Source organism: Nocardia nova (assembly GCF_002933465.1).
Taxonomy (GTDB): Bacteria; Actinomycetota; Actinomycetes; order Mycobacteriales; family Mycobacteriaceae; genus Nocardia; species Nocardia nova_B.
On the sequence record NZ_PSZE01000038.1, the window covers coordinates 45,297 to 60,321 of the forward strand.

At 67.4% G+C, this 15,025-nt stretch carries 12 protein-coding genes, 1 pseudogene and 1 riboswitch; of the genes and pseudogenes, 6 read left to right on the forward strand and 7 right to left on the reverse strand.

Annotation, left to right across the window (positions count from 1 at the left end; all coding sequences use genetic code 11):
* Nucleotides 1–32: 32 nt before the first annotated feature.
* Nucleotides 33–2,114, reverse strand: a complete 2,082-nt coding sequence (gene pta / locus C5E41_RS30015; RefSeq protein ID WP_104379098.1) for a phosphate acetyltransferase — start codon at nucleotides 2,112–2,114, stop codon at nucleotides 33–35.
* Nucleotides 2,115–2,394: 280 nt separating this feature from the next.
* Here pta and C5E41_RS30020 point away from each other — a divergent pair, with 280 nt between their 5' ends.
* Complete coding sequence (locus C5E41_RS30020) at nucleotides 2,395–3,186, forward strand: LLM class flavin-dependent oxidoreductase (protein ID WP_104379085.1); 792 nt, start codon at nucleotides 2,395–2,397, stop codon at nucleotides 3,184–3,186.
* A 51-nt stretch (nucleotides 3,187–3,237) separates the two neighbouring features.
* A complete protein-coding gene (locus C5E41_RS30025; protein WP_104379086.1) occupies nucleotides 3,238–3,747 on the forward strand; it encodes a nitroreductase family deazaflavin-dependent oxidoreductase in 510 nt (169 codons plus the stop codon).
* Between the two features lie 5 nt (nucleotides 3,748–3,752).
* Here the strand turns inward: C5E41_RS30025 and C5E41_RS30030 are convergent, their stop codons facing one another.
* Together C5E41_RS30030 and fgd are read right to left on the reverse strand one after the other, a co-directional pair.
* Nucleotides 3,753–6,092 carry a serine/threonine-protein kinase gene (locus C5E41_RS30030; RefSeq protein WP_104379087.1) on the reverse strand — a complete coding sequence of 780 codons (2,340 nt, stop codon included), beginning with the start codon at nucleotides 6,090–6,092 and terminating at the stop codon, nucleotides 3,753–3,755.
* A gap of 207 nt (nucleotides 6,093–6,299) precedes the next feature.
* On the reverse strand, nucleotides 6,300–7,307 hold the full coding sequence (gene fgd / locus C5E41_RS30035; RefSeq protein WP_104379088.1) for a glucose-6-phosphate dehydrogenase (coenzyme-F420): 1,008 nt from the start codon (nucleotides 7,305–7,307) through the stop codon (nucleotides 6,300–6,302).
* Nucleotides 7,308–7,581: 274 nt separating this feature from the next.
* Between fgd and C5E41_RS30040 the strand changes: the two genes are divergently transcribed.
* Nucleotides 7,582–8,340: an HAD-IIA family hydrolase gene (locus C5E41_RS30040; protein ID WP_104379099.1), complete on the forward strand. Its 759-nt coding sequence runs from the start codon at nucleotides 7,582–7,584 to the stop codon at nucleotides 8,338–8,340.
* 191 nt (nucleotides 8,341–8,531) lie between these two features.
* Here the strand turns inward: C5E41_RS30040 and C5E41_RS30045 are convergent.
* The 4 genes and pseudogenes from C5E41_RS30045 to C5E41_RS30060 all read right to left on the reverse strand — a co-directional run.
* Nucleotides 8,532–8,872 (reverse strand): annotated as a pseudogene (locus tag C5E41_RS30045) (MarR family winged helix-turn-helix transcriptional regulator); the annotation flags it as partial.
* A gap of 93 nt (nucleotides 8,873–8,965) precedes the next feature.
* Nucleotides 8,966–10,180: an O-succinylhomoserine sulfhydrylase gene (locus C5E41_RS30050; RefSeq protein WP_104379089.1), complete on the reverse strand. Its 1,215-nt coding sequence runs from the start codon at nucleotides 10,178–10,180 to the stop codon at nucleotides 8,966–8,968.
* A 40-nt stretch (nucleotides 10,181–10,220) separates the two neighbouring features.
* Nucleotides 10,221–10,643, reverse strand: a complete 423-nt coding sequence (locus C5E41_RS30055) for a rhodanese-like domain-containing protein (RefSeq protein WP_063001190.1) — start codon at nucleotides 10,641–10,643, stop codon at nucleotides 10,221–10,223.
* Nucleotides 10,644–10,661: 18 nt separating this feature from the next.
* Nucleotides 10,662–10,775: riboswitch (SAM riboswitch) on the reverse strand.
* 54 nt (nucleotides 10,776–10,829) lie between these two features.
* Complete coding sequence (locus C5E41_RS30060) at nucleotides 10,830–11,261, reverse strand: Rv0361 family membrane protein (protein WP_146097740.1); 432 nt, start codon at nucleotides 11,259–11,261, stop codon at nucleotides 10,830–10,832.
* Nucleotides 11,262–11,527: 266 nt separating this feature from the next.
* Here C5E41_RS30060 and C5E41_RS30065 point away from each other — a divergent pair, with 266 nt between their 5' ends.
* The 3 genes from C5E41_RS30065 to C5E41_RS30075 all read left to right on the forward strand — a co-directional run.
* On the forward strand, nucleotides 11,528–12,931 hold the full coding sequence (locus C5E41_RS30065; RefSeq protein WP_104379091.1) for an FAD-dependent oxidoreductase: 1,404 nt from the start codon (nucleotides 11,528–11,530) through the stop codon (nucleotides 12,929–12,931).
* A gap of 49 nt (nucleotides 12,932–12,980) precedes the next feature.
* On the forward strand, nucleotides 12,981–13,865 hold the full coding sequence (locus C5E41_RS30070) for an amidohydrolase family protein (RefSeq protein WP_104379092.1): 885 nt from the start codon (nucleotides 12,981–12,983) through the stop codon (nucleotides 13,863–13,865).
* A gap of 110 nt (nucleotides 13,866–13,975) precedes the next feature.
* Nucleotides 13,976–15,025 (forward strand): CaiB/BaiF CoA transferase family protein (locus C5E41_RS30075; protein WP_104379093.1); only part of this gene is annotated, 1,050 nt, incomplete at its 3' end.

Here is a 15,025-nt window from a genome sequence, read left to right on the forward strand (position 1 = left end):
GTCGGCACAGCGAGCCGCTACGCGATTGTCGCTCACCGTGCCTCCTGTTGCTGCGCCTGAATCGCCGTGATGGCCACGGTGTTCACGATGTCGGCCACCAGGGCGCCGCGCGATAGGTCGTTGACCGGTTTGCGCAATCCCTGCAGCACCGGTCCGATCGCGACCGCGCCGGCGCTGCGTTGCACGGCCTTGTAGGTGTTGTTACCGGTATTGAGGTCCGGGAAGATGAACACCGTCGCGCGCCCGGCGACATCGGAATGCGGAAGTTTGGCGCTGGCAACCGTCGGTTCGATCGCGGCGTCGTACTGGATCGGCCCCTCCACCGGCAGCTGCGGCGCGCGCCGGTGCACCAGTTCGGTTGCGGCCCTGACCTTGTCGACATCGGCGCCGGAGCCGGACTCGCCCGTCGAGTACGACAACATCGCCACCCGGGGCTCGATCCCGAACTGCTGCGCGGTGCGGGCGGAGGAGATCGCGATATCGGAGAGCTGTTCGGAGGTCGGATCCGGCACCACCGCGCAGTCGCCGTAGGCGAGCACCCGGTCGGCCAGGCACATCAGGAAGACACTCGACACCGTCGAGACGCCGGGTTCGGTCTTGATGATCTCGAACGAGGGCCGAATCGTATGCGCGGTGGTGTGCGCGGCGCCGGAGACCATGCCGTCGGCGATGCCCCGGTGCACCATCATCGTGCCGAAGTACGAGATGTCGGCCATGTATTCGCGAGCCCGCTCGACCGTCATCCCCTTGTGCGCGCGCAGCTGCGCGAACTCTTCGGCGAACTCGGCGCGCAGCGTGCTGGTCCGCGGATCGAGTACCTGGGCGGCCCCGATATCGACGCCGAGTTCGGCCGCGCGGGCGCGCACGGTGGCCTCGTCACCGAGGATGGTCAGCTCCGCGATCTTGCGTTGCAGCACGCGGCCGGCCGCCCGCAGGATGCGATCGTCGTCGCCCTCCGGTAACACGATCCGGCGCGGATCGGCACGAGCCCGTTCCACCAGCTGGTATTCGAACATCTGCGGCGTGACCACCGACAGCACCGGAACTTCGATGAGATCCAACAGCTTCCGGCTGTCCACCCGCTGCTCCATCAGCGCCAGCGCGGTGTCGACCTTGCGCATACTGCTGAGCGAGACCCGCCCGCGGGTGTGCGCGGCGGCGCTGGCGGTGTCGAATGTGCCCAGCTGCGTGGTGAGGATAGGCAGTTTCGGCTTGAGGCCCTCCATCAGGCGCGCGATCGCCGGATCCGGCAACATACCACCGTTCATGATGATGCCCGACAGCGACGGAAATCCCTCCGCCTCGTGCGCGTTCACCAGCGACAGCAGGACGTCGGAACGGTCGCCCGGCACGATCACCGCGACGCCGTCGCTGAGCCGCTCGAGAATGTGCTCGGCGGTCATCCCGCCGACCATCACCTTCAACGCCTCGCGCTGCAGCAGTTCCGGATCGCCCGAATAGACGCTGCCGTCGATGGCCTCGCAGAGTTCGTTCATGGTCGGCGCGGTCAGCAGCGGCACCTCCGGCATCGTCCACGACGGACAGGGCAGCACTCCCATCGCCTCCCGCACGTCTTCGAGCCGCTCGGGATCGCAGCGGTTGACGATGATCGCCATGAGCTGCGCGTGCTCGTGCCCGAGTTCGGCCTCGCAGACCCGGGCGACCTGCACGACCTCCTCGGGGCTGCGTCCGGCCCCCCGCAGCACCAGCAGGACCGGCGCGCCGAGGTTGACCGCGATCCGGGCGTTGTAGCGCAGTTCGCTGGGCCCGGCGACATCGGTGTAGTCGCTGCCGACCACCACCACGGCGTCGCAGACCTTGGCGACCTCATGGAACCGCATCACGATCTCGCTGATCGCGGCGTCGGGATCAGCGTGCACCTGCTCGTAGGTGACCCCAACCGCCTGGTCGTAGTCGATATCGGCGGTGCAGTGTTCGAGCAGCAGCTCGAGAATGTAGTCGCGGCCGCGGTTGGACCGCGTGATCGGCCGGAAGACGCCCACCCGCGGCGTCGTCGCCGAGAGCATCTGCAACATGCCCAGCGCCACGGTGGATTTGCCGGTGTCACCTTCCAGTGACGCGATGTACACAGTGGACGGTGCGGGTTCGGCCATGGTCTCGAGCTTAGTGAGCGGGTACGGGCCCGCGGTCGCCCCCACGGCCGCTGCCTGCGAAATCACATCCGTGCGGCTACCGGGATCACCGCCGGTCGTGTGCACGCGACAGTCGTCGCCCAGCGACCCAGGTCGGGCGCCGGCGGCCGGGTCACGTCGACGGCCGCCCTCCGGAGTCTCGCTGTGGCTGGTTCAGCAGACCGAGGGATGAGTGTTGCGGACATGCTCCTGCGCTTCTCGGCCATTCAACGGCTCACGATAAGCCCATAGTCTCCTCATCATGCGACTCGGAACCTTCCTCCCCACCTCCACTCCCGATCCCCAGCAGCCGATCCTCGGCGATGTCGGCGCCGCGGCGCGGTTCGCCGAGGAGCTCGGGCTCGATTCGGTGTGGTCGACCGACCACCTGGTGGCCAGCGCGCCGATTCTGGAGAGTTCGGTCACACTGGCGACCGCGGCGGCGGTGACCGAACGGATTCACATCGGCTACGGCGTGCTGCTGCTCGCCTTGCGCCCGGCCGCGTGGGCGGCCAAGCAGATCGGCGCGCTGCAGTACGTGTCCGCGGATCGGCTGCTGCTGGGTGTCGGCACCGGCAACCCCGCCCACGGCGATATCGGCTGGCGAGCGGCCGGGCTGTCGTTCGCCGACCGGGGCCGGCGCACCGACGAGAATCTGCGCGTGCTGCCCGACCTGATCGCGGCCCGGCCCGCCGTCCTGCCGGACGGCACCGAGGTCACACTCGCACCCGGTGCGAAGGTTCCGCCGATTCTGGTGGCCGGCGACGGTCCGCGCGCACGCCGCCGGGCGGCCGAATTCGCCGACGGCTGGCTCGCGATCGGCCTCGTGCCCCAGGAAGTGGCCACTGCCACAAAGGAATTGACCGAGTTCGCCGCGGAGTTCGGACGGAACACACCCACCGTCTCCGTCGTCACGCCGTTGCCCGCGGAGCTCGGCGAAGCCCGGGAACTGTTCGACGCCTACGCCGAGGCGGGTGTGGAACACCTGCTCACCGCGCCGCGCGACGGTGACTGGCGCCAGGGCTACGAATTCGCGGCCGCGATCAGGCGGTAAACGCTCTCACCCGCCCTCGCGACCGCGGCCGGAGCCTTAGGATCACTGTCCATGACAGCACAGTTTCCGGATCGGCAGTGGGGTTCGCGGACCGGTCTGCTCGGACGCACCGCGAGTGCGTTCGCCGCGACGAAATTCGGTTCGCGCGTGGTCCGCACCCTCACCCCGCTGGACCGGAAAGTGTTGCAGCGCACCGGCGCTCGCTACACCGTGCTCGGGCCGATCGGCGCGCCGATCGTCCTGCTCACCACCACCGGCCGCAAGTCGGGGCAGCCGCGCACCTCACCGCTGTTGTACGTCCACGACGGTGACACCCTCTATGTGATCGGCAGCAACTTCGGGCAGTCTCATCATCCGGCGTGGACCGCGAATCTGCTGGCCGCTCCCGAAGCGACGGTAACCATTGCGGGACAAAGCATTCCGGTGCGCGCACAGCTGGTCGAGGATCCGGAGCGTAAACAGCGGATCTTCGACCGGTTCGTGGAGACGACCGAGGCCTATGCCGCCTACCGCAGCCGTACGACTCGCGATCTGCGCCTGTTCGCACTGACCAAGGCGTGAGGACCTCACACGATCCGGCTGTGGGCCAGATACGCGCGCCCGGCGAAGGTGCGGATCGGGCTGCTGCCGAAGTCGAGTGACCATACCGGTTGCGGATTCTTTCCGGCCGTGACGACCGCGATCCCGTCCTGGCCACCACGCGCGACGGTGACCACCCTTGTTCCATCCGTGGCCCAGGGGACCTGGTTGTCCGGTAGTACACCGCCCTCGGCCGTGTACGCATCGAACCAGGCGTAGGCGAGTTTGTACTTGTTCTCGAGGTAGTCGGAGCCGGACTCCGCGGTGGTGTCCCAGCGAATCAGGATCTTGCTGCTGATTCCGGCGACGGACACACCGTGGCTGTAACTCGCTCCCTTCGGCAGTTGCCGGGACCAGAGCATGGACCCCGTCGCGGGATCGAAGGCGGCGAGCATTCCGCGATTCATCATCACCGGCAGCGCCGGTGCGGTATCCGGTTCGGCGTAGCGCTTGTCGTTGCCGTTCGGCGCCGGATCGTCACCCTGGGTGGCATACGGCTGGCTCGCGACCACTCGCCAGCCGGGACCGGCGCTCGCGCGCTTCGTTCCGTCGAGAGCGAAGAAGTCCTGACCGATCGCGAATCCGCCGGAGTACGCCAGCCAGTCCGGGGCCCACACGGTATGGGGCTGAACGTGGTCCGGAGCCACCTGGTACACAATCTTGCCGGTTTCGATATTGCGCAGTTCGAAACTCGCCTTCGAGAATGGATCACCGGACACGGGATTCTTCTGCAGCGAGAGCACACCGGAACCGTGGACCAGGCCCGGCTGAATGTCGTCGGCCTGCCACAGCACCTTTCCGGTGACATCCGCGACCACGACCGAACCCGTCACCGCGCCTTTGCGCTCGGGTTCGAAGGTAGCGAATGTCTCTGCCGATGAAACGATTTCGGTGGCGGCGCGAAGACGACCCGAGACCGTTCCCGTCTGCGTGTCGATGATCATCGTCGCGTACGATTCCGAGGTCGCATCGGCGGTTCCGACAGCACTGTCCGGGTACTGCGCGCGGCAACCCGCGTAGCGGCCCGAGGACGTGAATACGCACTCGCCGAATTGATCTCGCCCCACATCGACCCGATGCAGCACCGCCCCGGTCTCTGCGTCGAGAACGTCGAGGCTCCCGTAGCTGCTGTAGAGCACCACCTTGTCCGTGCCACCGATCGGTAGGCCTGATCCGGCGACTGTCCACCGCCTCGCGGTGGGTTCGGCACTCAGATCGGGGCTCAGCGGGGTCACCGAGATCCGCGGCAGTGCCCGGGCAGCATCGGTCGGGCCGACCTCATCGGCGCCGGCCGACCGCATCACGAAGACCGTCACGATCGCGATCACGATCAGGACCGCGGCACCGGCGCCCCACCAGATTCCACTCGACGGCGTACCGGTCGGTTGTAGCACCGTCGGTGGTTCGGCCGGTGCGACCGACCGGGCCCGCGACGGCGTGGGCTGTCCGGCGAGCACGGTCGCGATCGCCGCCTGCGGGTCGCTCTGCGGAAGCCCGGCGGTGGCGGCCCGCAGGGCCGCACCCAGTGCCGCCGCGAATTCCGACGACGATGCGAACCGATCCGCCGGCCGCTTCGCCATCGCCCGCGCAAGCACCCGATCCACCTCGTCGCTCAATTCCGGCCGGACCGTCCGCACACTCGGCGCAGCGGCCGTGGCATGCCGCAGGATCACCTGACCGGGATTGTCGTCCGTAAACGGGGCCTGCCCCGTCAGCAGGTGAAAGACGCTGCAGGCCAAGGAGTATTGATCGCTGCGCCCATCCAGCGGCTGTCCGCTCAACTGCTCGGGCGACGCGTAGTTGATGGTGCCGATCATCATGCCCGTACCGGTCAGATTCGAGATATCGGCGACCTGCCGTGCGATCCCGAAATCGGTGAGCAATACATCCCCGGCCCGGCTCAGCAGAATATTGGCGGGCTTCACATCACGATGCACCAGTCCCTGCGCATTCGCGCGATCCAGCGCACCCGCGATCACCTCCGCGATCCGGGCCACCTCGGCGGCGCGCATCTGCCCGTCCGCGCGCAACCGCTGGGCCAGATCCACCCCCTCGACGAATTCCATCGCGATCCACAACCGGCCCCGATCCTCGCCGCGGTCATAGATTTTCACGATCGCCGGATGAGAAAGCCTCGACGCCAGATCGGCCTCGCGCTCGAACCGCGCCCGATATTCCGCATCCGCGGAGAACTGCGCCGCGAGCACCTTCACCGCATCGGATCGGGGCAACCGGGGATGCCGTGCCACATAGACCTCACCCATCCCCCCGGCCCCGAGCAATCGTTCGATCACATAGCCGGCGAATACTTCTCCCGGATGCACCACGAGTCCCTCCTCCGCCGAGGAGACTACCCAGTCGACATCCTCCGGGGTGAGGTGAATCTCCCTCCGACGCGGGCGAATGCACCGGCGTCGGCCCCGGTGAAACCGACAATGCCTACCAGCCGAAGCCGAGTGGGCATTGTCGCTGTTCGACCGGACGCACCGAGTCCTCGACGGTTGCGCACCGGGTTCGACGGGGTGCGTACGCGGTCAGAGCGCGCGCAACCGCGGCGCCAGGTCGCGTGCGAACAGGTCCAGGAAGCGGCGCTGGTCGTGGCCCGGGGCGTGGAAGACCAGGTGGTTCAGCCCCGCGTCGACGTAGGGCTTGATCTGCTCGACGGCCTGGTCCGGATCGCTGGCCACGATCCAGCGCTTGGCGATCTGCTCGATCGGCAGCGCGTCCGCGGCGGCCTCCATCTCGATCGGATCGGTGATCGAGTGCTTCTGTTCGGCGGTCAGCGACAGCGGCGCCCAGAACCGCGTGTTCTCCAGCGCCAGTTCGGGATCGGTGTCGTAGGAGATCTTGATCTCGATCATCCGATCGATGTCGTCGAGCGTGCGGCCGACCTTCTCCGCACCCTCGGTGACGGCCGGCATCAACTTCTCGGTGTAGAGGTCCATACCCTTACCGGAGGTGCAGATGAAACCGTCACCGGCCCGGCCCGCGTACCGGGCCACCACCGGACCACCCGCGGCGATATAGACCGGGATCCCGGCCGGCGGCACATCGTAGATCGACGCACCCACCGTGCTGTAGTACTGACCCTCGAAGTCGACCCGGTCACCGCTCCACAACGCGCGCATCAGAGCCACCGATTCGCGCAGCCGGGCGAAACGCTCCTTGAACTCGGGCCACTCCCCCTTGTAACCGGTCGCGATCTCGTTGAGCGCCTCCCCGGTACCCACCCCCAGCATGATCCGCTCCGGGTACAGAACCCCGAGGGTCGCGAAGGCCTGGGCGATCACCGCGGGGTTGTAGCGGAAGGTCGGCGTCAGCACCGAGGTGCCGAGCTGAATGCGGGAGGTCCGCTCACCGACCGCGGTCATCCAGGCCAGCGAGAACGGAGCATGCCCACCTTTGTGCCGCCAAGGCTGGAAGTGATCGCTGACGGTCGCGCTGTCGAGGCCGTGTTCTTCGACCAGAACGCCGAGCTCGACGAGCTCGCGTGGTCCGAATTGTTCTGCCGACGCTTTGTATCCCAGCTTGAGATCACTCACTGCGCCACTCCTGTTCGCCGTCACGTGCGTGCTTGGGCCGCTCCCGGGCGGGAGACGGCCGTGTCGACCGAGTGCAGCGCCGGACGGGTGTCCCGAATTCCTGTCCCGACATTCCACAGCGCGGCAAGCTGCGGTCGCATTCGACCATAACCAGAGCGGATTCCGCGGCCCGCCGCGCGTACACACCTACCGCAACCTCACATCGCTACCGCCGATAGCCCACAATTGGCTCGTGACTGCCGACAGCGAACCGATTCTGTCCTACCTGACCGATATGGACGGCGTGCTGGTGCACGAGGACCACCTCATCCCCGGCGCCGACGCGTTCCTGACGGAGCTGGCCGAGCGCGAGATTCCGTATCTGGTCCTGACCAACAATTCCATCCGCACCCCGCGCGATCTCCAGGCCCGCCTACGCCGGATCGGGCTGGACATCCCGGCGTCCTCGATCTGGACCTCGGCGACCGCGACCGCCACCTTCCTGAACGAGCAGCGTCCCGGCGGGACGGCGTATGTGGTGGGCGAATCGGGGTTGACGACCGCCCTGCACGAGATCGGCTACGTACTGACCGACAGCGATCCGGATTACGTCGTCCTCGGCGAGACGCGGACCTATTCGTTCGAGGCGATCACCACCGCGATCCGGCTGGTCGAGCGCGGCGCCCGGTTCATCGCCACCAATCCCGACCCGACCGGGCCCTCCCGCGAGGGCGTGCTGCCCGCGACCGGTTCCGTGGCCGCGCTGATCACCCGGGCCACCGGCCGCGACCCGTACTACGTCGGGAAGCCGAATCCGCTGATGATGCGCTCGGCGCTGCGGCAGATCGGCGCGCATTCGCAGTCGGCGGTGATGATCGGCGACCGGATGGACACCGATGTGATCGCCGGACTCGAGGCGGGCATGCGCACGGTCCTGGTGACCTCGGGGATCTCCACCCGGGCGTCGATGGAACAGTTCCCGTACCGGCCGACGCTGGTGATCGATTCGGTGGCCGATCTCGTGGGCCGCACCGAGAATCCGTTCGCGGTCTGAGCGGGAAGTCGACCGGCGGACCGGATACAGGCCGGCACGGTAATTTCCGGCGGCGGGTTCCATCAGTCCGGACCGACACCGTGATCCCAGGATTCCAGCGCCTCCAGCGCAGCCGACAGCTCGCTCAGCGCATCCACCCACTTCGGCGAACCGTTGCGAACCCAATTGTCGCGCAAGCTCTTTCACCATGACGGCATGCTTCGGAGCGATCCGGCGGACTGCGGCGTGGCCCGCATCGGTGATCGCGACCAGCTTCGCGTGGCGATGCGACGGATTCGGCCGGTATTCGGCCAATCCCTTGCCCACCAGCAGATCCGCGATGCGTTGCACGCTCTGGCGGGTGATACCCATCCCCCCGCACGATCCCCGATACCGGCAGCGGTTCGTGCAGCACGGCACCCAGCACCTGCCACCAGGCCGCGGTAATCTCCGCCGGTTTCGCCAATTCCTCTGCGATCGTCAGGAATTGGCCGTTCAGCTTGAAGGTCGTGATCGCCGCCGCGGAGAACAGTTCGGCGTCACCGCGACTCATGCCGGCCCGGCCGCCGCGGCCCGCAGGGCGAAGAACCCGCTCGGATCCCGCTCCGCTGTCATCATTGACAGCATGCTGTCAATGACTCGGCGGTCAGCTCAGCGCTTGCTCCAGATCACCGAGCAGATCCTCCACATCCTCGAGACCGATCGAAATGCGCAGCACCCCGTCGGTGAGTCCCACGGCCGCGCGGCCTTCCGGACCCATCGCACGATGCGTGGTGGTCGCCGGATGAGTGATCAGGGTCTTGGCGTCGCCGAGGTTGTTGGAGATGTCGACGATGCGCAGCCGGTTCAGCACCTCGAAGGCTCGCTTCTTGCCCTCGTCGGCGCCCGCCGCGAGTTCGAAGGTCACCACCGTGCCACCGCCGGACATCTGCGAGGTGGCCAGCTCGTGCTGCGGATGCGAGGTGAGGAACGGGTACTTCGTCCAGGCCACGCCCGGATGCTGTTCCAGGAACTCGGCGACGGCCAGCGCGGACTGCGTCGACTGCCGCACCCGCAGCGGCATCGTCTCGAGCCCCTTCAGCAGGGTCCAGGCGTTGAACGGGCTCAGCGCCGGACCGGTGTGGCGCATCAGATTCTTGACCGGTCCGTCGATGTAGTCGCTCGTGCCGAGGATCGCACCGCCGAGGACGCGGCCCTGCCCGTCGATGTGCTTGGTGCCCGAGTAGACCACCACATCGGCGCCGAGGTCGAGACTGCGCTGCAGCAGCGGCGTCGCGAACACATTGTCCAGCACGACCTTCGCGCCGGCGGCATGGGCCAGCTCGCTCACCCGCCGCACGTCGACGAGGGTCTGCATCGGATTCGAGGGAGTTTCGAAGAACACCGCGGCCGTCGGCCGCGAGAGCGCCCGCTCCCACTGGTCGAGATCCTCACCGTCGACGAAGACGGTCTCCACGCCCCAGCGCGGCAGGATCTCGTTGCACACCACGAAACAGGAACCGAACAGGCTGCGCGCGGCCACCAGCCGATCGCCCTGCCCGAGCAGCGCGGCCAGCGCGGTGAACACCGCGGACATGCCGCTGGCGGTGGCGAAGCACGCCTCGGCGCCCTCGAGCAGCCGCATCCGCTCCTCGAACATCGCGACCGTCGGATTGCCGTAGCGCGAATAGACGAAATGCTCGATATCGCCGGTGAAGGCCGCCTCGGCCGCCTCGGCGCTCTCGTAGACGAATCCGGACGACAGATACAGCGCCTCGGAGGTCTCCTCGAACCCGGAGCGGCGCAGCCCGCCGCGCACGCCCAGGGTCGCCGGTCCCACCCCTTCGGGCAGCGGCCGATCGAATGCACCGCCGGTGATCATGACTGCCTCCACGAAAAGAGTTGCCGCACAATAGATCCGCTCACGACTGCCGCCACGGCAGGCCGAGTGCGCGCCACCCGGCGCCGCCGCGATGCCCCTCGGCATCCAGCGGACCCTCGAAACCCTCGAGCACGTTGTAGGAGGGCGCGAACCCGGCCGCCGTCGCCGCCGTGGCCGCACCGATCGAACGCTGTCCGGACCGGCACAGGAAGATCACCGGGGCATCGCTGTCACCCGCGCGATCGGCGAGCACCTGCTTCAACTGCTCCACGAACGCGGGATTCGGCGCGCCGGTGCCGTCGACCCATTCGATGAGGGCGGTCGGCCGCTCGATCGAGGTGGTGTCGGGCACTCCGACGAATCGCCATTCGGCCTCGGTGCGCACATCCACCAGCACCGCATCCGGATTGTCGCGCAACAACTCCCACGCCTGTCCAGGCGTGATGTCACCGGCGTAGCTCACTTGTCGAACCTCCTACGGAATCCGCACTTGCCGCGTCCGGTCGGACCGCGGCCAGGTCGTCACCCGGAGCACCCCACCGCGGAGGAGGGTTGCCGACCAGCGAGCCGGGGCTTGCCGCTGGTACTCATGACCTGAACCGAGAATGCCTGGTCACAGGCCCGATTGTCAAACATGGACAGCGGCGGCTCAGGGGTTGACGCACACCAGCCAGGTGCCGTTCTCGCGACTGAAATTCCAGTTCGCCGCGGTCTTGCGACCGTCGATTTGGCTGGTCACCGAGGCCGTGGCATGGTCGCCGTCGATGTGCACGGCGTCGACCGCGGCGATCTCCACCTTCTTACCGACCGACCCGGCGCCCAGCGGCGACTTCTTCTCGTCGAAGCTCGCACATTCGGTGGTCTTGCGCCGGGCGGCGTCGGAATCGCTTCTCGCCGTGGCGAAATTGCGCGCCGCGATGGCGACCCGGTCCGGATCTGTGAGATTGTTCTCAGCCGGGCGAGTGACTCCGAGGATCACGACGGCGAGCACCGCGAGAACGGCGACGGCGGCGGCGATCAGGAACGGCTTCACCGACCGCGTCGTGTCGCGCTGATCGATCGAGGTAGCCGGCTCATTCATGCCATGCATCATCCCCGGCGGGTCGAAGTGTCGAAGATCACGCCCGCATTTTCGCGCGGATACCGGGAATAGCGGCGGTGTGTGCCACCGATAGAATCACCAGAACTCCGGCCACATCCGGTGCACGGATCGGGAGAGCTCCGCGCGGCAACGAGGCAGCATCGGCGGAGCAGTCGGGCAGGCGCCCGGCCCGCACGTCAACTTAGCCTAAGCTAAGAAGGACGGCTGACAAGACGAGAGTTTTCGACCAAAGGGTGCGCGTAGAAATGACCGAACACGCTGGAACGAATAGCGGCGCGGGCGACCGCCCACTGCGCATCGCGATCGTCGGTGCCGGACCGGCCGGAATCTACGCCGCCGACGCGCTGATGAAGTCCGATGTCGAGGCGAGTATCGATCTCTACGAGCGCATGCCGGCCCCGTTCGGTCTGATCCGCTACGGCGTCGCCCCCGATCACCCGCGCATCAAGGGCATCATCACCGCCCTGCACAAGGTGCTCGACAAGCCGCAGGTCCGCCTGCTCGGCAATATCGACTACGGCAGCGACATCGACCTCGAGGACCTGCGCCGGTTCTACGACGCGGTGATCTTCTCCACCGGCGCCAACGCCGACCGCGCCCTGGGCGTCCCGGGTATCGAGCTGGACGGCAGCTACGGCGCCGCCGATTTCGTCTCCTGGTACGACGGCCACCCGGACGTGCCGCGCACCTGGCCGCTGGACGCGGAGAAGGTCGCCGTCCTGGGTGTGGGCAACGTGGCGCTCGACGTGGCCCGCGTCCTCGCCAAGACCGGTGACGAACTGCTGCCCACCGAGATTCCGCCGAACGTCTACGAGGGCCTGCGCAACAACAAGGCCGTCGAGGTGCACGTCTTCGGCCGCCGCGGTCCCGCCCAGGCCAAGTTCACCCCGCTGGAACTGCGCGAACTCGATCACTCGCCGAATATCGAGGTGATCGTCGATCCCGAGGACATCGACTACGACGAGGGCTCGGAAGCCGCGCGCCGCCACTCCAAGCAGGTCGACATGGTCTGCAACACCCTCGAGCAGTGGGCCATCCGCGATGTCGGCGACCGCCCGCACAAGCTGTTCCTGCACTTCTTCGAGTCCCCGGCCGAACTGATCGGCGAGGACGGCAAGGTGGTCGGCCTGCGCACCGAGCGCACCACCCTCGACGGCACGGGCAACGTCAAGGGCACCGGCACCTACAAGGACTGGGACGTCCAGGCGGTGTACCGCGCCGTCGGCTACCTGTCGCAGAACATCCCGCAGCTGCCGTTCGACGAGCAGGCCGGCACCGTGCCCAACGAGGCCGGGCGCGTTCTGGTCGACGAGGGCGCCGACGGCGCCGCCCGCTACCTTCCGCAGACCTACGTCACCGGCTGGATCAAGCGCGGCCCGGTCGGCCTCATCGGCCACACCAAGGGCGACGCCAACGAGACCATCGCCTGCCTGCTCGACGATGCCGCCTCCTTCACTCCGGCCGCCGAACCCGATCCCGAGGCCGTGGTGAAGTTCCTCGAGGACAAGGGCATTCCGTTCACCACCTGGGCCGGCTGGTACCGTCTCGACGCCCACGAGCGCTCGCTCGGCGAGCCCGAGGGCCGCGAGCGGGTGAAGGTCGTCGAACGCGAGGACATGCTGCGCGCGAGCGAGCCGCACAAGGTCTGAACACCACGCCGGGTCCGCATTCGTCACCGACCTGAGGCATGCTGATCACGTGTTCGATTCACACGTTCACATCATCGACCCGCGGTATCCGCTGGTCGAGAATCAGGGCTACCTGCCGGAGCCGTACACCATCGCCGACTATCGAAAGCGCATGGCGCACTTCGACGTCGACGGTGGTGCGGTGGTGAGTGCGTCCTTCCAGGGCACCGACTCCACGTTCATGATCGCCGCACTGGCCGAACTCGGGCCGAACTGGGTCGGCGTGATCAATCCGCCCCCGGATGTCACCGACGAGCAGATCATCGAACTGGACCGGGCCGGGGTGCGGGCCATCCGGTTCAATCTCAAGCGCGCCGCTGTCGACATCGTCACGCTGACCATGCAGGCCGTGCGCGCCTACGAACTCGCCGGCTGGCACGTCGAGCTCTACATCGACGGATCCATGCTGGGCTCGCTGGAACCGGTCATCTCCAAACTGCCGGCGCTGAGCATCGACCACATGGGCATGTCCGACGAATGCCTGCCCTATCTGCTGAATCTGGTCGATCGCGGGGCTCGGGTGAAAGCCTCCGGGTTCGGGCGGATATCCATGGATGTGGAATCGGCGATGCGGCGGGTGCACGCCGTCAATCCCGGTGCGCTGATGTTCGGATCCGACCTGCCGGGCAACCGGGCCGGGCGGCCGTTCCGGGATGCCGATCTCGAGATCATCGGCCGGGCCGTCGGCGCCGATATGTACCGGGTGCTCGAGGACAACGCCCGCGCCTGCTACCGGTTGCCGGTCAAGGTGCGCTCGGCCGACGAATCGCCGCCGACCCGGCCCATCCGGCGCGCTGATCCGTCGACGCTGCGGCTGCGGCGCTCGGAACTACCCCAACCACCGAACCGCAACCAGCCACCGGACCGGACGCGACCGCTGCGGATCATCGAATAGCCGCCTACACCGCACCCGGACGCCGTGCGCCACATCCACCCCTTATTGTCGTAGTGTCAACACCGGCGCGCGCCGCCGGTTGCAGGATCGACGACGAACCGAGGTAGGGCGTGAGCACTTCATCCACCACCACCGGACATGGCCCACTCGCGGGCATCAAGGTTCTCGAGCTGGCCGGAATCGGCCCCGGCCCGCACGCGGCACTGCTGCTGGCCGATCTGGGCGCCGATGTGGTGCGCGTGCAGCGTCCCGGCCAGCTGCCGGGAGTCATGGAACGGCCGCAGTGGCGGGGACGCACCATCGTCGAGGCGAATCTCAAGGACCCCGCCGACACCGAGAAGGTGCTCGGCCTGATCGACAAGGCCGATGTGCTGCTGGAAGGTTTCCGGCCCGGCGTCACCGAGCGGATGGGTCTGGGCCCGGACGTCACCCTCGAGCGCAACCCACGCCTGATCTACGGCCGGATGACCGGGTGGGGACAGTACGGCCCGCTCGCCGACCGCGCCGGCCACGACATCAACTACATCTCGCTGACCGGTGTGCTCAACGCCATCGGCCGCAAGGGTGAGCGCCCGGTCCCGCCGCTGAACATGGTCGGCGACTTCGGCGGCGGTTCGATGTTCCTGGTGATGGGTGTGCTCTCCGCGCTGGTGGAGCGGTCGGTCTCCGGTAAGGGGCAGGTGATCGACGCCGCGATGATCGACGGTGCGCTCTCGCTCTCGCACATGATCTGGGGTATGCGTGGGATGGGCCTGTGGTCGGACGAGCGCGGCACCAACCTGCTCGACACCGGTATGGCCTACTACGACACCTACGAGACCTCCGATGGCAAGTACATGGCCGTCGGCTGCATCGAACCGCAGTTCTACGCGGAATTCCTGAAGGGGCTCGAGATCGACCCCGAGGGCCTGCCGATGCAGATCGACCCCAACGGCCAGGAACAGCTGCGCAAATTGTTCGCGGAGAAGTTCAAGACCAAGACTCGCGACGAATGGGCCGCGATCTTCGACGGCACCGACGCCTGCTGCACGCCGGTCCTCACCTTCACCGAGGCCACCGCGAACGGCCATATCGCCGCCCGCGAATCCCTGGTCGAGATCGACGGCGTGGTCCAGCACGCCCCGGCCCCGCGTTTCTCCCGCACCCAGGGCGGCACCCCC